Annotated in this window: 23 protein-coding genes; 5 read left to right on the forward strand and 18 right to left on the reverse strand. The window is 65.2% G+C overall.

Annotated features, from left to right (window positions below):
* The coding region (locus VNW74_RS23845) for an APC family permease (RefSeq protein WP_325681407.1) at positions 1 to 1,014 on the reverse strand (1,014 nt) is incomplete at its 3' end.
* 150 nt (positions 1,015 to 1,164) lie between these two features.
* Here VNW74_RS23845 and VNW74_RS23850 point away from each other — a divergent pair.
* Positions 1,165 to 1,932 carry a GAF and ANTAR domain-containing protein gene (locus VNW74_RS23850; RefSeq protein WP_414686758.1) on the forward strand — a complete coding sequence of 256 codons (768 nt, stop codon included), beginning with the start codon at positions 1,165 to 1,167 and terminating at the stop codon, positions 1,930 to 1,932.
* A 4-nt stretch (positions 1,933 to 1,936) separates the two neighbouring features.
* Here the strand turns inward: VNW74_RS23850 and VNW74_RS23855 are convergent, their stop codons facing one another.
* The 4 genes from VNW74_RS23855 to rplS form a co-directional block, all read right to left on the reverse strand.
* Complete coding sequence (locus tag VNW74_RS23855) at positions 1,937 to 2,242, reverse strand: DUF2469 domain-containing protein (RefSeq protein WP_219066156.1); 306 nt, start codon at positions 2,240 to 2,242, stop codon at positions 1,937 to 1,939.
* Between the two features lie 4 nt (positions 2,243 to 2,246).
* Positions 2,247 to 2,987 carry a ribonuclease HII gene (locus VNW74_RS23860; protein ID WP_325681413.1) on the reverse strand — a complete coding sequence of 247 codons (741 nt, stop codon included), beginning with the start codon at positions 2,985 to 2,987 and terminating at the stop codon, positions 2,247 to 2,249.
* 2 nt (positions 2,988 to 2,989) lie between these two features.
* On the reverse strand, positions 2,990 to 3,832 hold the full coding sequence (lepB, locus tag VNW74_RS23865) for a signal peptidase I (protein ID WP_325681415.1): 843 nt from the start codon (positions 3,830 to 3,832) through the stop codon (positions 2,990 to 2,992).
* 78 nt (positions 3,833 to 3,910) lie between these two features.
* Positions 3,911 to 4,252, reverse strand: a complete 342-nt coding sequence (gene rplS, locus VNW74_RS23870) for a 50S ribosomal protein L19 (RefSeq protein WP_325681417.1) — start codon at positions 4,250 to 4,252, stop codon at positions 3,911 to 3,913.
* Positions 4,253 to 4,527: 275 nt separating this feature from the next.
* On the opposite strand from rplS, the gene VNW74_RS23875 reads away from it, so the two are divergent.
* Entirely contained in the window at positions 4,528 to 5,454 is a 927-nt protein-coding gene (locus VNW74_RS23875; protein ID WP_325681419.1) for a hypothetical protein, read from the forward strand.
* Positions 5,455 to 5,507: 53 nt separating this feature from the next.
* Here the strand turns inward: VNW74_RS23875 and trmD are convergent, their stop codons facing one another.
* From trmD to VNW74_RS23900, 5 genes are all read right to left on the reverse strand, one after another.
* Complete coding sequence (gene trmD / locus VNW74_RS23880) at positions 5,508 to 6,197, reverse strand: tRNA (guanosine(37)-N1)-methyltransferase TrmD (RefSeq protein ID WP_325681421.1); 690 nt, start codon at positions 6,195 to 6,197, stop codon at positions 5,508 to 5,510.
* An 8-nt stretch (positions 6,198 to 6,205) separates the two neighbouring features.
* Positions 6,206 to 6,727, reverse strand: a complete 522-nt coding sequence (rimM, locus tag VNW74_RS23885; RefSeq protein WP_325681423.1) for a ribosome maturation factor RimM — start codon at positions 6,725 to 6,727, stop codon at positions 6,206 to 6,208.
* 24 nt (positions 6,728 to 6,751) lie between these two features.
* Positions 6,752 to 6,994 carry an RNA-binding protein gene (locus VNW74_RS23890; protein WP_325681425.1) on the reverse strand — a complete coding sequence of 81 codons (243 nt, stop codon included), beginning with the start codon at positions 6,992 to 6,994 and terminating at the stop codon, positions 6,752 to 6,754.
* Positions 6,995 to 7,013: 19 nt separating this feature from the next.
* A complete protein-coding gene (rpsP, locus tag VNW74_RS23895; protein ID WP_325681496.1) occupies positions 7,014 to 7,532 on the reverse strand; it encodes a 30S ribosomal protein S16 in 519 nt (172 codons plus the stop codon).
* A 190-nt stretch (positions 7,533 to 7,722) separates the two neighbouring features.
* A complete protein-coding gene (locus VNW74_RS23900; protein ID WP_325681427.1) occupies positions 7,723 to 8,142 on the reverse strand; it encodes a nuclear transport factor 2 family protein in 420 nt (139 codons plus the stop codon).
* A gap of 80 nt (positions 8,143 to 8,222) precedes the next feature.
* Here VNW74_RS23900 and VNW74_RS23905 point away from each other — a divergent pair, with 80 nt between their 5' ends.
* Together VNW74_RS23905 and VNW74_RS23910 are read left to right on the forward strand one after the other, a co-directional pair.
* Positions 8,223 to 9,092: a D-alanyl-D-alanine carboxypeptidase family protein gene (locus VNW74_RS23905; protein WP_325681429.1), complete on the forward strand. Its 870-nt coding sequence runs from the start codon at positions 8,223 to 8,225 to the stop codon at positions 9,090 to 9,092.
* Positions 9,093 to 9,287: 195 nt separating this feature from the next.
* Positions 9,288 to 9,686 carry an STAS domain-containing protein gene (locus VNW74_RS23910; RefSeq protein ID WP_325681431.1) on the forward strand — a complete coding sequence of 133 codons (399 nt, stop codon included), beginning with the start codon at positions 9,288 to 9,290 and terminating at the stop codon, positions 9,684 to 9,686.
* Between the two features lie 4 nt (positions 9,687 to 9,690).
* Here VNW74_RS23910 and VNW74_RS23915 read toward each other — a convergent pair whose 3' ends face one another.
* The 5 genes from VNW74_RS23915 to VNW74_RS23935 all read right to left on the reverse strand — a co-directional run bounded on the left by VNW74_RS23915 (position 9,691) and on the right by VNW74_RS23935 (position 14,707).
* Positions 9,691 to 10,287, reverse strand: a complete 597-nt coding sequence (locus VNW74_RS23915) for a TetR/AcrR family transcriptional regulator (RefSeq protein ID WP_325681433.1) — start codon at positions 10,285 to 10,287, stop codon at positions 9,691 to 9,693.
* A gap of 2 nt (positions 10,288 to 10,289) precedes the next feature.
* The gene (locus VNW74_RS23920; protein WP_325681435.1) at positions 10,290 to 12,098 is read right to left on the reverse strand and encodes an amidohydrolase family protein; all 1,809 of its coding nucleotides are present in this window, start codon (positions 12,096 to 12,098) and stop codon (positions 10,290 to 10,292) included.
* Positions 12,099 to 12,169: 71 nt separating this feature from the next.
* The gene (locus VNW74_RS23925) at positions 12,170 to 12,748 is read right to left on the reverse strand and encodes a 4-carboxymuconolactone decarboxylase (protein ID WP_325681436.1); all 579 of its coding nucleotides are present in this window, start codon (positions 12,746 to 12,748) and stop codon (positions 12,170 to 12,172) included.
* 36 nt (positions 12,749 to 12,784) lie between these two features.
* Entirely contained in the window at positions 12,785 to 14,200 is a 1,416-nt protein-coding gene (locus tag VNW74_RS23930) for an MmgE/PrpD family protein (RefSeq protein ID WP_325681437.1), read from the reverse strand.
* An 18-nt stretch (positions 14,201 to 14,218) separates the two neighbouring features.
* A complete protein-coding gene (locus VNW74_RS23935; RefSeq protein WP_325681438.1) occupies positions 14,219 to 14,707 on the reverse strand; it encodes an NUDIX domain-containing protein in 489 nt (162 codons plus the stop codon).
* A 660-nt stretch (positions 14,708 to 15,367) separates the two neighbouring features.
* On the opposite strand from VNW74_RS23935, the gene VNW74_RS23940 reads away from it, so the two are divergent.
* Positions 15,368 to 15,973: a muconolactone Delta-isomerase family protein gene (locus VNW74_RS23940; RefSeq protein WP_325681440.1), complete on the forward strand. Its 606-nt coding sequence runs from the start codon at positions 15,368 to 15,370 to the stop codon at positions 15,971 to 15,973.
* Between the two features lie 112 nt (positions 15,974 to 16,085).
* Here VNW74_RS23940 and VNW74_RS23945 read toward each other — a convergent pair whose 3' ends face one another.
* The 3 genes from VNW74_RS23945 to VNW74_RS23955 form a co-directional block, all read right to left on the reverse strand.
* Entirely contained in the window at positions 16,086 to 17,156 is a 1,071-nt protein-coding gene (locus VNW74_RS23945; protein WP_325681442.1) for an amidohydrolase family protein, read from the reverse strand.
* A gap of 8 nt (positions 17,157 to 17,164) precedes the next feature.
* On the reverse strand, positions 17,165 to 18,742 hold the full coding sequence (gene ffh / locus VNW74_RS23950; RefSeq protein ID WP_325681444.1) for a signal recognition particle protein: 1,578 nt from the start codon (positions 18,740 to 18,742) through the stop codon (positions 17,165 to 17,167).
* Positions 18,743 to 18,880: 138 nt separating this feature from the next.
* On the reverse strand, positions 18,881 to 21,328 hold the full coding sequence (locus VNW74_RS23955; protein WP_325681446.1) for a [protein-PII] uridylyltransferase: 2,448 nt from the start codon (positions 21,326 to 21,328) through the stop codon (positions 18,881 to 18,883).
* Positions 21,329 to 21,372: the final 44 nt, after the last annotated feature.

Raw genomic sequence — 21,372 nt, forward strand, 5'->3', positions numbered from 1 at the left:
AATCGCTGCGCTAGCGGCCTGTAACAGGAAGAACAAGATGTTGCCGATCACGCCGTGGCCGAAGACCGCTCGGCCGATCTCGGAGAGCATCGACGGATATCCGGCAGAAAACGGAACGGAACGAGTGGCGTAGCCGAGCCAGGCCACACCGGCCAACAACAGCCCAAGGACCGTAGCCATCAGGGTCAGCACCCGGCGCGCGTTAGGGCCTTCGGGCTTACGAAACAGGTTGACCGTGTTGGAGATCGCCTCGACCCCGGTCAGCGACGATCCGCCGTTGGCGAAAGCCCGCAGTATCACCAGGATCGTCGCGCCCATCACCAGGCCGTTGCCCTGGTGGATCGGCACCGCGCCGTCAAGGTGTGCCGGATCGTATTGCGGCAGATTCCCGAAGATTTCACGAGCAACGCCGACCACGATCATCAGCGTGAGCATGCCGATAAACCAGTACGTCGGCACCGCGAACGTGCGGCCCGCCTCCCGCAATCCGCGCAGGTTCGCGTAACAGAAGATGAGCACGGCGCCGACCGAGATTTCCAGGCTGTAGGGGCCCAGCACCGGTATCGCCGACGCCACCGCCACGGTGCCGGCCGCACACTGGATCGCCACGGTGACCACATAGTCGATCAACAGCGCCGCGGCCGCGATCTGCGCTATGCGCGGCCCGAAATTCTCCCTGGCCACGATGTATGAACCGCCGGCCCGGGTGTAGGCCATGACGACCTGCCGATACGACGCCGTCACCAACACCAAAATCAGCAGGATCACGCCGATCAGGGGGAGCAACAGCACAAACGCGGCCATCCCAGCAGCCGGCAGCAACTCGACCATGATCTGCTCGGGACCGTAAGCAGTCGACGAGATCGCATCCGGTGAAAGCGCCCCGAGCGCAACGCCATTCGACAACTTCTCATGCTGAAGGTCGTCGGTGATCATTGGCTTCCCGAGGAAAACCCGCTTCCACCCGTCGAAAAATGACCGCGCGATGCGCTGCTCGTCAGGCAAATCGGTCACCCGCTATTCCTAACCGATCTCGGAGCCCGCCGCCGTCATCCTTACGGGATCTTGACGCATGGGATCTTTACGCCCCCTACACCGGCGTGGGGACCGGATACCAGGACTGAAACGCCAATAAATTGGCCAGCACCGAAGCGGCCTGAAATGATGGATGACGTGGCAGACGAGGGAAACAACGGCGCTGGAGGATCAGCCGCGACGGCCGACCCCGGCACGGTGTTCGCCGCGCTGGCCGAGATCATCTACCAGGGCTCGGACTCGAGCCAGGTCTATGCGGCTATCTGTGTGGCCGCGACGCTGGTCGTCACGGGATGCGATCACGCCAGCTTGCTGGTGCGCCGCGACGGTCGCTACGTCACCGTTGGGGCCAGCGACCGCATCGCGCAGCGTATCGATGACATGGAACGTACGGCCGGGGACGGGCCGTGCGTCGACGCCATCGAAGAAGAGACACCGCAGATCGAAACGGATCTCACGACACCGAACGAGTGGCCGCAGCTGGCCGCCCGTCTGGTCGCCGAGACGCCCGTGCGCGGTGCGATGGGCTTTCGCATCCTGGTCGATAAGCGCAAAACCGGTGCGCTCAATCTCTTCAGCGACAAGCCCAACGTCTTTGACGCCGAGTCCGCCGGCCAGGCCATCGTGCTGGCATCGTTCGCCAGCGTGGCGATCAACGCCGTCGCTCAGGGTGAGGACGTCGCCACCTTGCGGCGTGGCCTGATGAGCAACCGGGAAATCGGGAAGGCCGTGGGCATGCTGATGATGTTGAACGGCGTGGACGAGCACGAGGCCTTCGACGTGCTACGGCGGTATTCCCAGGATCTGAACATCAAACTCGCCGATGTGGCGCGGACAGTGATCGAGCACCGGGGCAACCCGGTATTCGGCGACCAGCGGTCGTCGAGCGAGCGCTAGCCGCCTACTCGGGCAGCCGTAACTCGGGTTTCTCGACCTCTTCGATGTTGACGTCTTTGAAGGTGACCACCCGCACGTGCTTGACGAACCGGGCCGGGCGATACATATCCCACACCCACGCGTCAGAAAGCCGCAGCTCGAAGTACACCTCGCCGTCCGCGTTGCGCGGCACCATCTCCACACCGTTTGCCAAGTAGAACCGACGCTCGGTTTCCACCACGTAGCTGAACTGGCCCACGATGTCCTTATATTCGCGGTACAGCGAGAGCTCCATCTCGGTTTCGTACTTTTCGAGATCTTCGGCACTCATCTGCTCAGCGTCCTTCTCCGTTGCCCCACTCAGCCCATTCGGGTTCCATCTTTCCCCACCTGTTGGCGGCCTGTTGAACCGGTGTGCCCGGCGTGGTTGCCACTCGCCGGACATTGATGAATGAATACCGATGCTCGGGACACGGGCCCCGCTCGTTCAGCGCGGCAGAGTGCGCACCGGTGCTGTAGCCCTTGTGCTCGGCGAACCCATAGCCCGGATGATCGGCATCCATCGCCACCATCAACCGGTCCCGGCTGACCTTGGCCAGCACGCTGGCTGCGGCGATACAGGCCGCCGCCGCGTCTCCGCCGATCACCGGCAGCGATGGCACCGGCAGCCCCGGCACTCGGAAACCGTCGCTGAGCACGTAGCCGGGACGCACCGGGAGCCCGGCTACCGCCCGCCGCATGCCTTCGATGTTGGCCACATGCACGCCGCGGCGGTCAACCTCGGCTGACGGGATGAACACCACGTGGTAGGCCAGCGCGTACCGGCAAATCAACGGGTACAGCGTCTCCCGTGTCTTTTCGGTGAGCTTTTTCGAATCATCCAGGGCACTAAGCCTTTCCAGTCGCCCGGGACCCAGCACGCAGGCCGCGACCACCAGGGGCCCGGCGCATGCCCCGCGGCCGACCTCGTCCACTCCGGCGACCGGTCCAAGACCGCTGCGGTACAGCGCCGACTCCAGGGTGCGCAAGCCGGAGGATTTACGGATCACCGTCCGTGGCGGCCAAGTGGTGGCCATGGCTAGTGATTCTGCTGCGGATTCACCGAACTCACACCACCCCATCGCGACGGCGGCCACACAATGAACCTTGCCTTACCGATGACGTTGTCCACCGGCACGGTGCCCGCCATGGGATCACCCGTGCACAACAGCCCATCCATTGCGTCGGTGGGGGTGCTGGTGCAGTGCGCCCGGGAGTCCGCCGAATGAGTGCGGTTGTCCCCCATCACCCACAACCGCCCCTGCGGGACGCTGACCGGCCCGAACTCTGGGCCCAGGCACGGGTACACCGACGGGTCTGCGTTCATCGTTGCCGGATCCAGATATGGCTCCTTCAAACGCGCGCCGTTGACCGTCAGCCCAGTATTGCTTCGGCACTGCACGGTCTGTCCGCCCACCGCGATCACGCGCTTGACCAGGTCGTTCTCGTCAGGCGGCACAAAGCCGATGAAGGACAGCGCATTCTGCAGCCAGCGCACCACGGTGTCGTGCGAGCGGATCGACTTGTAGCCGACGTTCCACGACGGCGGCCCCTTGAACACGATGACGTCACCGGGGTGCGGCGAACCGAAATGGTAGGTGACCTTGTCCACCATGATCCGGTCGCCAACGCAACCCGAGCAGCCGTGCAGCGTCGGTTCCATGGACTCCGACGGAATAAGGTACGGCCGTGCCACGAAGGTCAACATGACGTAATAGAGCACCAGCGCGATCGCCGCCAGGACGACGGTTTCCCGTAGCGCCGCGCGCTTCTTGGGTTCGTCCTCGGTCTCGGTGCTGGCCGAACCGCTGGTCGCGGCTTCTGGCTTGGCCGGATCAGACTCGGGGTGGCCTTCAGGCGACGAGTCGGTGGTTTCGGTCACTGCGTCAGCCTAGCCAGCGGGGTCCGCACCGTCGCGAGCCGCCACGCGGCGACGGGACTGCCACCCCGCCGCACCAGGTCAGCGCTTCTCTTTGATCTTGGCTTTCTTGCCGCGCAGCTCTCGCAGGTAGTAGAGCTTGGCGCGGCGGACATCACCGCGGGTAACAACCTCGATGTGGTCGATATTCGGCGAGTGCACGGGAAAGGTCCGTTCGACGCCTACGCCGTAGCTCTCCTTGCGTACGGTGAAGGTCTCGCGGATCCCGCCGCCTTGCCGACGTAGCACCACACCCTTGAACACCTGGATGCGCTCTTTGGCGCCCTCGATCACCTTGACGTGCACGTTGATTGTGTCGCCGGGGCTGAAGGCCGGGATGTCGTCCCGCAGCGACGACTTGTCGACGAAGTCCAGCGTGTTCATTTCGACGGACACTTCCTTGCAGTCGCGGCTGCGGGCTGATGCTCACGCGGTAGACACGTGGACAGTCAACCAAGCCGATGGATTCGGGCATCTGGGCGCGTCTCGCAGCAGGCGGGAGCGGACCGGCCGACCGACCGCCCCTGGAGACAACTGGTCAATTGTGCCAGATCGGGACCAGGCAGTGAAATCGCCGCGAATCGCCGATCCCGCTTACCCCGCCGTGACGTGGGCGAATGGTACATAGGACCAAGGTCCAATGGGTGAAGTGGAGAGCCATGCCAGCGCGGGCGCCGATGCTGCTGATCGCCGCGGCAGCGCTACTGACGCCGTTGGTGGCGGGCGTCGAAGCGAAGGTGTACGGCGCTCCCGATGGCGCATCGGGTGCGGCCCACGTCGTCACGCCGCCGGTGCGAGCGAGCACCCCGCCCCAGTCACCGAACGGAGTGCCCGGCGCCGCGTTCGACGGATTGCCGGCCCGCATCGAGCAGGCCACCCGAGACGCTGCCGCGAACGGCGCCACCGTCTCGGTTGCGGTCCTCGACCGAGCCAACAACCAACTGCTTTCCAACGGCAATGACCAGCTCGTCGCCATCGCGTCGGTGGCCAAGCTCTTCATCGCGGATGAGGTGCTGTCGCAGGAATCGGGCGGCGCAGAGGAGAATCGCCGGTTGTCCACGGCAGACCGCGAGGCCCTGGACAGCATGCTGCGCTCCTCCGACGACGGCGCCGCGGAGACGTTCTGGGCCGAGCGTGGCGGTGAGGCGATCATCACCGACGTCGCGGGCCGCTACGGGCTGACGTCCACCGCCCCACCCAGCGACGGGCGGTGGTGGAATACGACGAGTTCGGCTTCCGATTTGGTTCGCTATTACGACATGCTGCTCAACGGGTCCGGCGGCCTGTCTGAGGAGCGGGCGCTGGTCATCGTCGGCGACCTCGCCGGATCCACCGCAACCGGGGCCGATGGCTACCCCCAGCGGTTCGGAATTCCCGACGGCCTGTACGCCGAACCCGTTGCCGTCAAGCAGGGATGGATGTGCTGTATGGACGGCGGCAGCTGGATGCACTTGTCCACCGGGATCGTCGGCGCCGACCGACGCTATGTCATGGTGATCGAGTCGCTGCAGGCCTCCGATGACGCCACCGCGCGGGCAACAATCACCCAGGCGGTCAAGACGATGTTCCCGTCCGGCCGAATCTGAGCCGTTGCTCGCCGAAATCGACGATGGTGCAGGATTTCTCGCTGAAATCCGCGCTAAGGTCGATCTCGATGCCATAAGTCGGGACGGCGTTCGCGGGTGCGCTGCTCGGCAGCCTGCCGTCGCCAAGACTCGACGCGGGCGTGGTCGCCGGACAGCAGAACCTCGGGGACGTCCAGTCCGCGCCAGCTCGGCGGCCTGGTGTACGACGGGCCCTCCAGCAGGCCGCAGGAATGCGAATCATCCTGGTGCGAAAGCGGATTGCCCAGAACGTTGGGCAGCAGTCGTAGTATCGCCTCGATGATCACCAGTGCCGCCGATTCCCCTCCCGGCAGTACGTAGTCTCCGATCGAGACCTCTTCCACTCGCATCCGCGCGGCGGCGTCGTCTATGACCCGCTGGTCGATCCCCTCATAGCGACCGCAGGCGAACACCAGATGCGCCTCGCTGCTCCACTGCTGCGCCGACGCCTGGGTGAACAATGCGCCCGCAGGCGTCGGAACAACGAGAAGTGTTTCCTTCGAACAGATCTCGTCCAGAGCATCGCCCCAAACCGGCGCCCTCATCACCATCCCCGGACCGCCGCCGTATGGCGCGTCGTCCACCGAGTGATGCACATCGTGGGTCCATTTCCTCAGATCGTGCACTTCGAGCTGGACGAGACCCGACTCTATCGCCTTGCCCGGCAACGATTGTCGCAGCGGATCCAAATAGGACGGGAAGATCGTGACGACGTCAATCTTCATATTGGCCCTCAGGTCTCCAGTTCGAGCAAGCCGTCGGGCGGATCGATTTCGACGATTCGAGAGTCCAACGACACCGACGTGACGATCGCGCTCACGAACGGCACCAGCAACTCGTCGGCGTCGGCTCGGTTGACCGCCAGCAGTTCGCCGGCCGCGGTGTGCAAAACCTCGGCGACGGTGCCGATATCGCGGCCGTCCGTCGTTTTCACCAGAAGACCTTCCAGCTGGTGGTCGTAGTAGGTGTCCGGCTCGTCGATGGGCGGCAAGTCGTCGGAGTCGATGACGAACAAGCTGCCCCGCAGCGCGTCGGCCGCGTCACGGTCGGCCACCCCCTCCAACCGCAGCAGAAGTCGGCTCCCGTGCGGACGGACCGCCGCCACGATGCAGTTGCGCTCACGATGATCGGAAGCCCTGGCGCGCAGTACAGCACCCGGTGCGAACCGCGCTTCAGGGTCGTCGGTGCGAACCTCGACGACGATCTCGCCGGTCACACCGTGGGCCTTGACCACGCGCCCGACTGTTAGCTCCAAGGGAGTTCCATGGGCCGGGCCACGCTACTGGTCGGTGTCCACCACATCGACTCGGATGCCGCGACCACCGATTCCGGCGACCAGCGTGCGCAACGCGGTCGCGGTGCGACCGCCGCGACCGATCACCTTCCCGAGATCGTCGGGATGGACGTGCACCTCGACGGTCCTGCCACGTCTGCTGGTCACCAGATCGACTCGGACTTCGTCAGGGTTGTCGACGATCCCGCGGACCAGATGTTCGACGGCGTCGACGACGACGGTACTCATGGCTTAGTCATCCCAACAGTCAGCTCTCGGTTGCCGGTTCGGCCTGCTCGCTGCCGCCAGCCGGCTCGGCTTCATTGGACGGCTTGGCGGCTTCGTCGGCTTTTTCGTCAGCCTTCTCGGCTTTGTCCGACGCGGCGGCCTTCTTGGCGGGCGCTTTCTTCTTCTTCGGTGTCGCGGCCTCGGTGTCGGGAGATCCGTCGGCAGCGGCCAGCGCGGCGTTGAACAGCTCGAGCTTGCTCGGCTTGGGCGCGGCGACCTTCAATTTGCCTTCAGCGCCGGGTAGCCCCTTGAACTTCTGCCAATCGCCGGTGATCTTCAGCAGCTTGAGGACGGGCTCGGTGGGCTGAGCACCTACCGACAGCCAGTACTGGGCGCGCTCGGAGTCGATCTCGATGAGGCTCGGATCTTGCTTCGGGTGATATCTGCCGATGATCTCGATTGCGCGCCCGTCGCGGCGGGTCCGCGAGTCGGCGACGGCGATGCGGTACTGGGGATTGCGGATCTTGCCAAGCCGGCTGAGCTTGATCTTTACAGACATGGTTAAACGACTTCTCCTGTGGGTGTCACGCTGCAATTCAGCGATTCGGGCGGGATGCCAGAATCCGGTTTTGCCTCGCGTGAGTGCCGCGCCGGACCACGCCCGAAAGGGCACTGTCGCAGGGCGGACAGCCGCCCATTGTGCCAGAGCATGGCCACGCAGCGAAAATTCGCCCGGATTGGTCTCGGATTTAGAGGATTTTCTGGAAGCACTTGGTTTCTACCCGGCGGGTCATCCGCCAGCCCTCGGGGGTGCGGAGGAACTCGTCGTCATACCAGAGCCCGCAGAACATCACCTGCCCTTTATCTCCACCGAGGACCATCGGGTTGAAGCAGATTGTTCGCGACGACGCGGTGTCCCCGTCGATGCGCACCGAGAAGTTGCCCAGCATGTGGGCATACATCGGGAAATTCGGCAACACCTCAGCCAGCCAGGCCTTCACCTCCGGATAGCGGCCCTCGATGCCCCCAAGGGCCGTGTAATCGATGTATGCGTCCGGTGTGAACACCGCGTCCAGGTCGTCGAATCGGCGCAGATCGATGGCGCTCGAGTAGTCCACCAGCAGCTGCTGGATTTCCAACCGGTCAGAAATCTCGGCCTGGCTCAACATGGGTCGATTGAACACCGCGATTCCCACGACGGGCGGCGCGGGCCGGAAAGCCGACGGCCGAGCCGGTAAGCTCAGCGGCCATGCGGATGCTCATCGCCGCAGTCGCGGCTGTTCTCGCCCTCGTTGGCGGCAACACACCAGCGTGGGCCGATGCTGGTGTGCAGCCGGTCGGCTCGGTACCGATCCCCGACGGTCCGGCGCAGACCTGGCTGGTCGCTGATCTCGATTCCGGTCAGGTGCTGGCCGAGCGGGACGAGAACGTGCAGCACCCACCCGCCAGCACCATCAAGGTGCTGTTGGCATTGGCGGCCCTCGACGAGCTGAGCCTGGACTCCACGGTGGTCGCCGACGAGGCCGACAGCCACGTCGAATGCAACTGTGTGGGCGTGAAGGCCGGCCGCACCTATACGGCGCGCCAACTGCTCGACGCCCTGCTACTGGTGTCGGGTAACGACGCCGCCAACACGCTGGCGCACATGCTGGGCGGGCCGGCGGCCGCCGTCGCCAAGATGGACGCCAAAGCCGCATCGCTCGGCGCGGTGAACACCCACGCATCGACACCGTCCGGCCTGGACGGGCCGGGAGGCTCGGGCTGGTCGACGGCGCACGACCTGGCCGTCATCTTCCGGGCCGCGATGGCCAACCCGGTGTTCGCCCAGATCACCGCCGAGCCATCGGCTGTGTTTCCGGGCGATAACGGCGATCACGTGATCAGCAACCAGGACGAGCTGCTACAGCGCTACCCGGGCGCGATCGGGGGCAAGACCGGCTTCACCGACGCCGCGCGCAAGACGTTCGTCGGCGCCGCGGCCCGCGGAGGGCGCCGCCTGGTGGTCGCCATGATGTACGGGCTCGTGCACGAGGGCGGGCCAACCTACTGGGATCAAGCCGGCAGCCTGCTCAACTGGGGTTTCGCCCTCAACCCGCAATCGGCGATCGGCGTTCTGTAGACCGATGCCGATACGCCCCGGGCTTTGCTAGTCTTCCTTTGCCGTTGCTTCCTATTTTGCAGTTGCCCAATACCAGCTTTCACGGCATCGTGTCGACATGCGTCGACCCTGTCCATCGGTTGAGTCGACAGCCATTGCCAACCAAGGCCTGCGCCGCATGCAGCAGACGCAGGTGCCCGCAAGGAGTGAAGATCGATGACGGCCGAAAATCAACCCGCGGCGTCGGGCTTGCCACCTCAGTCTGACAAGGACGACTTCAACGCGCACGAATCGCTGGTCGATGGGCTGGCGGTGGTATCGGTGAGCGGCAGCGTGGACATGCTGACCGCCCCAGGGCTGGCCGAATCTCTCGATTCCGCGCTCGCCAAAAAACCGAACGGTCTGATCGTCGACCTGTCCAAAGTGGAGTTTCTCGGCTCAGCCGGGATCAGCGTCCTGATGAAAACCCGCGATAGCCTGGGCGACTCCACGCCGTTCTGCGTCGTGGCCGACGGGCCGGCCACCCACCGGCCGCTCACCTTGCTGGGGATCAACGAGATGATGTTGTTGTGCCGGACGTTGGACGACGCCGTCGGCAAACTCACCGATCGGTAGACGTTCAGGCCGGTAGGCCAACTCCGCTCAGCAGCGACAACAACAGTTGAATCCGTCGCTGCTCAAGTTCCGGTTGTGGCAGCACCGCTCCTACCAACGCGGCTCCGTCGAAGGTGTTGGTCAACAGCGCCACCAGAACGGGGAAAGTCTCCTGCGGGAAGCTCTCGGCACCGGGCAATGCGCGCGCGGCGTCGCAGATCTTCGTGCCGTACTGCTCCAGGACGTGTTGCAAAGTGGCGTTGAGTTTTGCGTCGGTGCGGGCGGCGATCATCAGTTCGTACAGCACCGCGTTGGTGGAGCTGCTGGTGATGTCCCGCAGGATGGTCAGCGCGGCCTCCAACGCCGGCTGGTCGGAGGGTATTGCGGCGACCTGCTTGGTGAACGAGTCGAGTTGACGCCGCAGCACCTCGTACGCCGTGGCCGCCATGAAGTCGCCCATCGTGTCGAAGTGACGGAACAGCGCCCCGACCGATACCCCGGCGCGCTTGGTGATCACGGCCGCGGAAGCGCGGGCATATCCGACTTCGATGATCGTCGCGATGCTGGCCTCGAGTAGTCGCGCAACCGTTTCTTCCCGGCGTTGCTGCTGGGTCCTCGCCATCGTCACACCTGCGCGCTCGAGCCGACGGGCTGCAGTCGACTCGCGGCGGCCCGCAGATAACGGCCCGATTTCACCGTCTTTCCATAGCCGTCGCGGAATTGCCCGTCCCGGAACACGATCGCACCGTTGACGCCGGTGGCCACGACGGCCGCGTCGTTGCGGTTGACCATCCGGCTCAGGTCGCCATAAAACGGAACCTTCTCCTCGTAGTAGCCGTCGACCGAGTCGTCCAGGCCGGCCGGATCGATCACCACGAAGTCGGCGCGGTCACCCTTGCGCAGTGTGCCGGCGTCCAGGCCGAACCATTCAGCCACCTCGCCGGTCAGGCGATGCACCGCGTGCTCGACGGTGAGGAACGGTGTGCCGTCCCGTTGGGCGTCCAGCGTGCGCTTGAGCAGCCGCAGCGAGAAGTTGTAGAAAGCCATGTTGCGCAGGTGCGCCCCGGCGTCGGAGAAGCCCATGTGGATGGACGGCTCGGCGGCCAACTTGTTGAGTTGCTTGGGCCGATGGTTGGCGACGACGGTGGTCCAGCGGACGTTGCGCTCACCATTTTCGACGAGGACGTCGAGGAACGCGTCGAGCGGATGCAGCCCCCGCTCGTCGGCAATCACCCCGAAGCTCTTGCCGATCAGCGACTTGTCGGGGCATTCGACGATCACGGCTTCGTGGAAGTCGCGGTGCCACAGTGACGGTCCGAGTTTGATGCGGTCGAACTGACGGCGGAACCTGCGACGGTATTCCTTGTCGGCCAGTAACGTGTTGCGCTCCAATTGATCGCGCAGGTGCAGCGCCGCGGTGCCCGCGCCGAACTCTTCGAAGACCGGCAGGTCGATTCCGTCGGAGTACAGCTCGAACGGAACCGGCAAATGCTGGAAGCGCACCTGCGAGCCCAGCAGGAAGTTGAGCAGCCGGGTACCCAGTCCGAAGACGTGCACCGCCAACGGCATCGACTTCGCGTCAGCAGATACCAGCAGGCTCATCCGAACAGCCTTGCGCAGCTTGAATATTGGGCTGCTGGCCAGGAAGAACAGCAGCCCGGACTCCGCCTTGGCCACGTTGGGTGCGCTCTGCAGAATCCGACCTCGCTTGCGCAATACCTTGATCAGCTTGCGCCGTTCACGCCATGTCGCAAAAGTGGACGGGAGCGCGCGGGACCGGAATCGGTCGCCGTCGAGTTTGTCGATCGCGGCGTCCATCCCGGACATCCCGAGCATTCCGGCCTCGAGCGCCTCGTCGAGCAATGCCGTCATCCTGTCGAGTTCGGCATCGGTGGGTCGCACGCTCTCGTCGGTCGCACGATCAAGGCCTAACACCGCGGTCCGCAGATCCGAATGACCCAACAGCGAGCCCACATTCGGGCCGAGCGGCAGGCTGTCGATTGCCTCAATGTATTCCGCTGCCGTCGACCAGGTCTTGTTGGCCTCTAGCGCGCCGTAGACGAACCCGCGGGGCACCGCCTCGACCCGGCTGAACAGATCTGCAGCATCGGCGGGGTGCGCGTAGACCGTCGACAGCGAGCACATCCCCAGCAACACCGTGGTGACGCCGTGGCGCACCGACTCCTGCAATCCGGGATCCAGCAACACCTCGGCGTCGTAGTGGGTGTGCACGTCGACGAAGCCAGGGACGACCCACTTGCCCTTGGCGTCGATCACCTCGGGGCAGCCGGTCTCATCTAGCGGCCCGGCGGACACCGCGCACACGACGCCGTCGCGGATGCCCAGCGTGCGGGTCTGCGGCGAGCTGCCGGTGCCGTCGAACCACAAACCGTCGCGAATGATCACGTCGTAGGTCACTGTCTTCCTCCACATCGTTGGGGTTGCAGCGAAGCTAGCATAGATAGCGAGTACTCGCAATCTTTTCTGCCGAGCTCGAAAGGCACCTAGTTGAGACCCTCCTCGCGTCCGGGCACCGAAGCATCGAACGCGTTGAGCGTGACACCGACCATCCAGAAGCAGCCGACGAGAAAGACGATTTCGGCGAGGCCCTGCTCTCCGAAGGTGCTCAGGACAGCGCGGTAGGTCGTCTCGGGAAGCGGCCCGCCACGGTTCAGCGCGGCCGCCATGTCGTAGGCAACACGTTCCTCGTGGGTGAGGTCATCCGGGCGTTCCCCGGCGACGATGCTGGCGATTTTCTGATCGGCGAGGCCCGCCCGGCCGGCGAAATACTCGTGGCCGTAGATCTCGTAGCGTGCGCCTAACTTGGCGGCGGTAACCAGGATGACCAGCTGGTGGATCGCGGCGGGCAACACGCTGTGCTCCCACATTGCCCGGTTAAACGCCCACGCGGGCTTGCCGAACTGCGGGAAGTGCAGCCAGGCGTTGAACGGGCCAATCAGCGCACCATCGCTGCGGCGCGCAACGAGTTCACCAAAGTTCTCCTCGATGACGTCCACCATGTCGTCATAGAGGTTCTGTTGATCCGGGCTCAGGCCGGCCGGTGGCAACAACGGAAGGCGCATCTCCAGTCCTCAATTCTCGATCGGTAACACCCTTAGTCATAGCCTCCCCCTGCTTCGCGGACGTTGGGCCTGCGGACTCACCGCGCCGAGCAGCCCGGCGAGGTCGGCCACCGAGATCTCGTCGAGGCGCTGCACGGCGTCGATGATCTCGGCGCGCAGCGCCGCATCGGCGAACGGTTCGCCAAGCCAATGGAACTTCCGCACGACCCGGTCCCACGACATCGGCCGCGTGAGTGATCCTTCGAAGTCGGATTGTGCGCGGTGTAGTTCTCGGCCGTCGTTCAAGGTGATGCAGACGCGGGCCTCCGTCCGTTCGGGGTAGGCCTCGGTAAGGTCCGCTGCGGCTTCGACCTCCACCCGCGCCAGCAGGTCTTGGACGTCGTCGCGGCGCACCCGTTCGGTCTCGAGCTGCTCCGGGCCCACCTGACCGTCGATGAGGGCCACGCCCACGAGGTATTTGAGGTTGTAGTCCGCCTGCTCCTTGGTCGACGGGTGGTCCTTGTTGCCGTAATGGCCACCGCCGGCAAAGTCGAACGCGCCCTGGAAAACCTCGAGTTTCACGGTCGCGACGTCGGCGCCGGTGATGTCGTGCTCATCGCGTAGCGCCAATGTCGCGTCGATGATCACCTGGCCGTGAATCAATGAACAGTACTGCTTGAGATAGGTCTGCTCGACGGCAGTCAGCGACCGGTCGGACGTGTGCAAGTCGATCGGCTGGTCGAACAGCCCCTCAAGGCCGTTCGGCCCTTCGAAAATTGCTCTGGGGCCGGTGATTCCGCGGCTCGCGAGCATCGTGGTATAGACCGCGCGCATCCCGGTGATGGCCGGCGAAATGCCCTTCCAGGTCGAAACAGGCTCCGCGTGCACCGCGGCGAGTGACACGTTGTCCACGGCCGAGGCGGCGATGGCGTCGGCGGTGCGCGCGACGTCGAGCGCGAGTAGCTTGGCCGAGCCGGCAGCCGCCGACATGGCCAATTGCAGCGCGTGGTTGAGACCGCGGGTCATCACGGGAACCGTTGCACTGAAACGACATTGAAGCTCGTAGGCAATTGCCAGAGCCAGCAGAAAGTCCGCTCCGCTTGCATCGACGTGTTCGGCGACGGCGAAAACAGCACCGAAATTGTCGGCTGGGTGGCACAGACCGCCGGGAGTCAGATAGGTGTCGAGCAGATCGGGGTAGCGCACCAGCACCGCGTTGAAGAAAGCCGCCTGATCGACCGACGCGCGTCCTCCGCCGACGAAGGTCGCTGTCGGCCGGCTGCTGAACTGCTCGGCGTGGGCGCGGATGGCGGTGATGAGTTCTCCGTCGAGGGCGCCAACCGCGCAAGCAATGCTGTCGAGAACGTTGCGCTTCAGCGTGGGGGCGACATTCCCGCCCAGATCAGTCTGGTCGGCTCTGACCACGAAGTCCGCCAGCTGGTCTACGACGCATGTCTGGTTTTTGTCGGCCATGCCTGGTTCACCTCTCGCCTAGTGATGAGTATCGTTTGTGTCGAAAATCGTTGTGGCACTGGGACTGTCGTTGCCCGCCAGCTCGATGCGGCGATGCATGCCGCCCGACATCTGCGGCATCGTTGAGAGGTCGAACCATCGCGCGTCGAGGCTTTCGTCGTCGGCGGGAAACGGTTCTCCGGCAACCCAATCCATCCGGAACACATGATCGAGGTACTGCGCGTGATCACCGTTGGCATGAACTATTGAGCGAGTCACGTGTACCCACGCCAATCGTCGGGCGACCGCGTGGATGCCGGCCTCCTCAAACACTTCTCGAACGGCGCAGTCCGCGGGGTTCTCGCCGGGTTCCACAATGCCGGTGACGGGGGTCCATGCCTGGTTGTCGGCGCGTTTGACCAGCAGCACGTGTTGATCGCGAATGACAACCGCGGTCACACACGGTAACCACAGTGGCGCATGTCCGATGTGCCGACGAAGCTCGACGATGAATTGGGGAATCGGCATATCACGTGTTTAACACCAGACCGCGATCAGGACACATCTGCGTCCGCGGACCGACGCTATGATCGCGCGCGTTCGAAGCCGCAACAACACTTGTGAGCTGCAGCGCAAGGTATCGACAAGGGCCACGTGGCACCGGCGCAATCGCCGGCGCGCTGGGCTTTTCGGCGGTCGGACTGGCAGGTGTCGCCAACGCCGCCCCGACACCACCGGCAGCTCCGGCTGTGATTCAACATGCGCAGTTGGCCGGCTGGGGTGGACCCGGCCGGCACGGACCCGGTTGGGGCGGACCCGGTTGGGGAGCAGGCTGGGGTGGCCCGCCGCTGCCTACGCCGTGTCCTTTGGGTATGTGCATCCGAGTCTTGCGACTCAGCGATTGCTTAACGAAGCGATATACCGCTGCAATTGCCCAAGACGGTCGCCTTGCCGAACAGTTCGGCAAGGCGACCGTCGTTTGGCCCATTGCCTTTTCGTTATCGGCACGTCGCGTGGGCAAGCCTGGTCACCGCCGAGAATGATGGCGCGCGCACAGATCGCTTGGCCAGCAAGTACAGTCTTTGCCGTGGCAAGCGGCGCCGTCGAATGATCGTTACCTCGCGTAGGGTGAGCCCCGCGAAGGCCCGCAGCATGGTCCGCGGTCCGGTGGCGTAGGGCGCGGCTGCCGTGGAGTTCCTCGTGACCATGACCACCAATGTTCCGGCGGGTACGCCCGACGAAGCGATCGACGAGGTCCGGGGTCGAGAGGCCGCCCGCTCGCGCGAACTCGCGGTCGGCGGAAACCTGCGCCGCTTGTGGCGCCCCCCGCTGAAGCCCGGTGAATGGCGCACGCTTGGCCTGTTCGCCGCCGACGATGCCGACGAACTGGAGCGACTGCTCGCATCAATGCCGTTGCGGGTGTGGCGCACCGACGAGGTCACGCCGCTCTCACCGCACTCGAACGACCCCGCACTTTCCGGACCAGGCAGCGGGCAAGAGTTTCTGATCACCATGACCATTGCCGTGCCCGAAGGGACCTCCTCCGCTGCTGTCGATGACGCCATGAAGCGGGAAGCGCAGCGCGCTCGTGAGCTCGCGGCGAGCGGTCACCTCAAGCGGTTGTGGGCGATGGCCACCACCCAGACCGGCGACCGGCGCACCCTCGGTTTATGGAATGCGAGCGATGTCAGAGAAATGGACGGCATCGTGGAATCACTTCCGCTGTATTCCTGGATGACGCTCGTGATTATTCCACTCACCGTGCATCCCAGTGACCCCGCTAACTCGCACTGACGATGATGCGCGACGACGGGCTGCACTCCCTAGCTCGACGGTGAATTAAGCTGCGCCATCGCGGTTTTCCGTTCGACCCGAGCCGGATCGATGGCCGGCGAGAGCCTGTCGTTCAGAACGTTTGTCCGCGCAGGATCACCACGTCGGGCCGATTCAGCACGGCCGGGCCCTGACGTGGATCGTCGTTGTAGCACAACAGATCTGCGGAAGCACCGTGGTCCAGCGCCGGGCGGCCCAGCCAGCGACGAGCATCCCAGCATGCCGCGCCCAGCGCGTCGGTCGCGCTCATCCCGATGCCCCTGAGCGCCTCGACCTCGTCAGCGATCCGCCCGTGGGCAATCATGCTGCCGGCGTCGGTACCGGCATATACGGGTACGCCGGCGTCCCGGGCTGCGGCCATCCGCGGATAGCACGTGGCATACAAGTCGCGCATATGCGCGGCGTACTTCGGGTAGCGGACCGCGGAATCGGCGATGCCGGGGAAGTTTTCGATGTTGATCAGCGTGGGCACCAGGGCGGTTCCGTGCTCGACCATCAGCTCGATGGCGTCGTCGGTCAGCCCGGTGCCGTGTTCGATGCAATCGATCCCCGCGTTGATCAGTCCGGGCAGCGCGTCTTCGCCGAAGACATGGGCCGTGACGCGTGCCCCGTGGTCATGCGCGACCTCGATCGCCGCCTTGAGCACTGCATCGGACCACAGCGGGGCCAAATCGCCTAATTCGCGATCGATCCAGTCTCCGACCAGCTTCACCCAGCCGTCACCGCGGCGCGCCTGCTCGGCCACCAGGTCCGGCAGCTGCGACTCGTCTTCGATGTCGATTGCCAGGCCCGGCGAATACCGCTTGGGACGGGCCAGATGCCGCCCGGCACGGATGATGCGCGGCAGATCGGCGCGGTCGTCGAGGGTGCGAGTGTCGGTCGGCGAGCCGCAGTCGCGCAGCAGCAACGCGCCGGCCTCGCGTTCGGTCTCGGCCTGGACGATCGCTTCGTCTATCTCGACGCCGCCGCCATGCGACCCCAGCCCGACGTGGCAGTGCGCATCGACCAGCCCGGGCAGAACCCAGCCACCGTCGAAAACCGTGTCAGCGCCGGTGACCGGTTCGCGGCTGATACGGCCGTCGACGATCCACAGCTCGACCGGTTCTTCATCGGGCAGCCCCACCCCTCGAAGGTGCAGACGCACGGGTGCGGCTACTTCTTGCCCGGGAAGTTCAGCTTGGACAGATCGAAGTCGACCAAGCCGGGCGGCAGCTCGTCCAGACCCTCGGGCATGTTGGACAGATCGGGGAATCCCGCCGGCATGCCCGGCATCCCCGCGCCCAACGGTCCGCGGACCCTGGGCGGTGTCGGGCCGCGCTTCTTACCCTTCTTGCCTTTACCGCCTTTGGCTTTCGCGGATTTTCGGGTCGCCGACTTTCGTCCCAATCCGGGTATGCCCATGCTGCCGACCATCGACGACATCATCTTGCGGGCCTCGAAGAATCGGTCGACCAGGTTATTGACCTCAGATACCGTCACACCGGATCCGTTGGCGATGCGCAGGCGTCGCGAGGCGTTGATGATCTTCGGATCGGCGCGCTCTTGCGGCGTCATTCCGCGGATGATGGCCTGCAGCCGATCGAGTTGTTTGTCGTCGACGGCGGCCAACGCCTCCTTCATTTGGCCCGCGCCGGGCAGCATCCCCAGCAGGTTGCCGATCGGTCCCATTTTGCGGATAGCCAGCATCTGCTCGAGGAAATCCTCCAGCGTCAGCTCGCCGGACCCGATCTTGGCGGCGGCGGCTTCGGCCTGCTGCGCATCGAAGACCTGCTCGGCCTGCTCGATGAGGCTCAACACATCGCCCATGCCCAGGATGCGGCTGGCCATCCGGTCCGGATGGAAGACGTCGAAGTCCTCGAGCTTCTCGCCGGCCGACGCGAAAAGAATTGGCACACCGGTGACTTCGCGGACCGACAACGCGGCGCCGCCGCGGGCGTCACCGTCCAGCTTGGTCAGCACCACCCCGGTGAAGCCCACACCCTCGCGGAACGCCTCGGCGGTGGTGACCGCGTCCTGGCCGATCATCGCGTCCAGGACGAACAACACCTCGTCGGGGTCGACGGCCTCCCGGATGGCCGCGGCCTGCGACATTAGCTCCTCGTCGATGCCCAGCCGACCGGCGGTGTCGACGATCACCACGTCGAAGTGTTTGGCCTGAGCCTCCGCGAGTCCGGCCGAGGCGACGGCGACCGGATCACCCGGACCGGCTTGTTGCTCGGCATCGGCGTCGCCCGACACGCCCGGGTGTGGCGCGAACACCGCCACACCCGCCCGCTCCCCCACGATGCGCAACTGGTTCACCGCGCCCGGCCGCTGCAGGTCGCAGGCCACCAGCAGCGGAGTATGGCCTTGGCCGCGCAGCCACAACGCCAGCTTGCCGGCCAGCGTGGTCTTACCGGAGCCTTGCAGGCCGGCCAGCATCACCACGGTCGGCGGCGTCTTCGCGAACGCCAGCCGGCGGGTCTGCCCACCCAGGATTCCGACGAGCTCCTCGTTGACGATCTTGACGACCTGCTGCGCTGGATTGAGCGCACCCGACACCTCGGCGCCCTTGGCCCGGTCTTTGATCCGGGCGACGAACTCGCGCACCACCGGCAGCGAGACATCGGCTTCTAGCAGCGCCAGCCGAATTTCTCGGGTGGTCGTATCGATGTCGGCGTCGGTCAGCCGGCCCTTTCCGCGCAGCCCCTGCAGGGCGCCGGTCAGCCGGTCGGACAGCGATTCAAACACGCCGCCCAGCCTAGCCGGGCGGCGATGCAGAGCGCGAAGCGCGACTGTGAAGCTGGCCGCACACTCGTCAGCCAGTGTGAAGCTGGCCGCACACTCGTCGAGGTATTGGGCTAACTTCCTGGACTTCTTTGCCGGTGGCTAGACGGCCGCGACGCCCCCCGGCGCGCCCAGCACGGCCAACAAGTGTTGCTCCACCACATTTCGCGCGTCCGCATCGTCAGGCAAGCCGACACAGAACACGTCGTCCACCATCGACCCCAGCGTGGTCACCTTGGCCCAGTCGATGTCCGCTCCGGCGCGCTCCAGCGCTCCGGTAAGCAACGCAAGCAAACCGGTACGGTCGGACGCGCGGACTTCGACGAGCGATCGGTCGGGTGCGCCTTCTAACCACAGAATCCGGGGCGGGGCGGTCAGCCCGTGAACCGGAACCGCTGTCGGCGCCTCACCGACGGGCTTGGGATTCTCCGTGCTGTTCCGATGCTCCAGCGTGCCCAACACATCAACCTCGCCGCCCAGTGCGCCGACGAGTTGCTGACGCAACAATCCGGCGGCGGGCGGTGAACCGAAGTGCGGCGAGACCACGAATTCGCTGATCGCCGAACCCTCGTGAATGTTCACCGACGCCGAATGCACGCGCAGCGAGTTCAACGCCAACACGCCGGCCGCTTTGGACAGCAGCCCACGCTGGTCCGGGGCGATCACCACCACGTGGTAGAGGCGCTGGCTGCTGCCGGGTCGCAGCTCCACATGCACCTTGTGGTCGGCCGCCAGCGAAAGATACTCGGGGTCAAGCGGATCGGCGTGCGGCAACGGCTCGCCGATCATCGCCATCCGGCTGCGGCGCACCAGGTCTCCGACCAACGATGCCTTCCAGTCACTCCACACCCCTGGCCCGGTGGCCAGCGAATCGGCCTCGGTCAGCGCATGCAGCACGTCGAGCAGTACCGGATCTCCATCCAACGTCTCGCAGACGGTGGCGATGGTCTGTGGGTCGTTGAGGTCCTGGCGGGTCGCGACTATCGACAACAACAAGTGGTGGCGCACCAGCTTGGCAAGCAATTCGATGTCGGACGGCCAGATACCGAGCCTGGTACCGATCTGGGTGATCAACTCAGCGCCCAGCACGCTGTGGTCGACACCCCGTCCCTTCCCCAGGTCGTGCACCAATGCAGCGAGCAGCAGCAAGTCGGGACGAGCCACCCGGGTAGTGAAAATCCTTGCTCGGGAGACGACCTCGGCCGAATGGCGATCGACGGTCCAGATATGGATAACGTCACGGGGCGGAAGGTCGCGGATCGCCGCCCATTCCGGAAAAAGACGGACCCACAACCCGGTCCGGTCGAGGGTTTCGATGACAGCTATCGTGTCCGGGCCGGCGGCCAGCAGGACCAGTAAGTTGTCCAACGCCTCGCGCGGCCACGGCGTCGGGAGTTCCGCCGCGGAGTCGGCCAGCCGGCTCAGCGTAGACATCGCAATCGGCAGACCATTACTCGCCGATGCCGCCGCCACTCGCAGCAGCAGCACGGGGTCGCTTTGCGGTCGGGCGTCGCGGGCCAGCACGATCTCCCCGTCATACTCGACCACCCCCTCGTCCAGCGGTCGACGCGGCCGCCGCCGGATTGCCGAAATCCCACGCCGCGGAAGCGCGTTACCGGCAGTGCGAAGCCCGGCGTCGACGCGATAGCTGACGGTGCGGCCCGCGTCGGAGAGCGTGCGGGACAGGTCGAATCTGTCGCCGATGTGCAGAGCCGCGCTGATCTCGTCGGCGAATTGGGCCAACACCAGGTCATGCCCGCGGCCGGACACCCGGTGAAGTTCGGTCCGGACGTTGAGCAGGGTCATATGGGCGTCGGTCAGCGAACCCAGTGGATTCTCCGGTCGGCCGACGGTGAGACGGTCGGCGAGCTGGGCGATAGCCAGCGCGTCGAGCAACTGAAGATCGCGCAGGCCGCCGCGGCCCAACTTCAGGTCGGGTTCGGCGCGGTGTGCGATCTCACCTATGCGCCGCCACCGGGCATGCGTCTCTTCGACGAGTTCGCCGAACAGCGAACGGATTCCGGTCCGCCACTGCCCCCGCACGCCCTCGATCAGCCGGGCCGACAGCTGCTCATCGCCGGCGATGTGCCGCGCATCCAGCATGGCCAGGCCGGCCGATACGTCGGCAGCGGCAACCCGAAGCGTCTCGGCAACCGTGCGCACGCTGTGATCAAGACGAATGTTCGCGTCCCACAACGGATACCACAGCTGATCCGCGATCTGCCGCACGGTGTCCGTGGGCATGCCATCATGCAACAGCAGGAGGTCCAGGTCAGAGTAGGGCACCAGCTCACGACGGCCCAGTGAGCCGGTCGCCACGATCGAAAAGCCGCTGCCGGCCGTGATACCGATCTGGGTGGCCTTTGCGGTCAACCAAGATTCGTGCAGATCACCCCAGGCTTGGCGCAAAGCAGCCGAATCGAGTTCACCCGCCCCGCGGGCAAGCAGGCTTTCGCGGGCTGCGGGTAGATCGGTTACCGGGTCGGCACTACCGACTGACGCGGCCTCCGACGAAGACGGATCGGGCGTCTCTGCTCCGCGCTGTTTCATTCCCGTCCAGGTCGGATCGGCTACTCCGGAGGAGTCTTCATACG

It is taken from the genome of Mycobacterium sp., from assembly GCF_035570115.1.
Lineage (GTDB): Bacteria > Actinomycetota > Actinomycetes > Mycobacteriales > Mycobacteriaceae > Mycobacterium.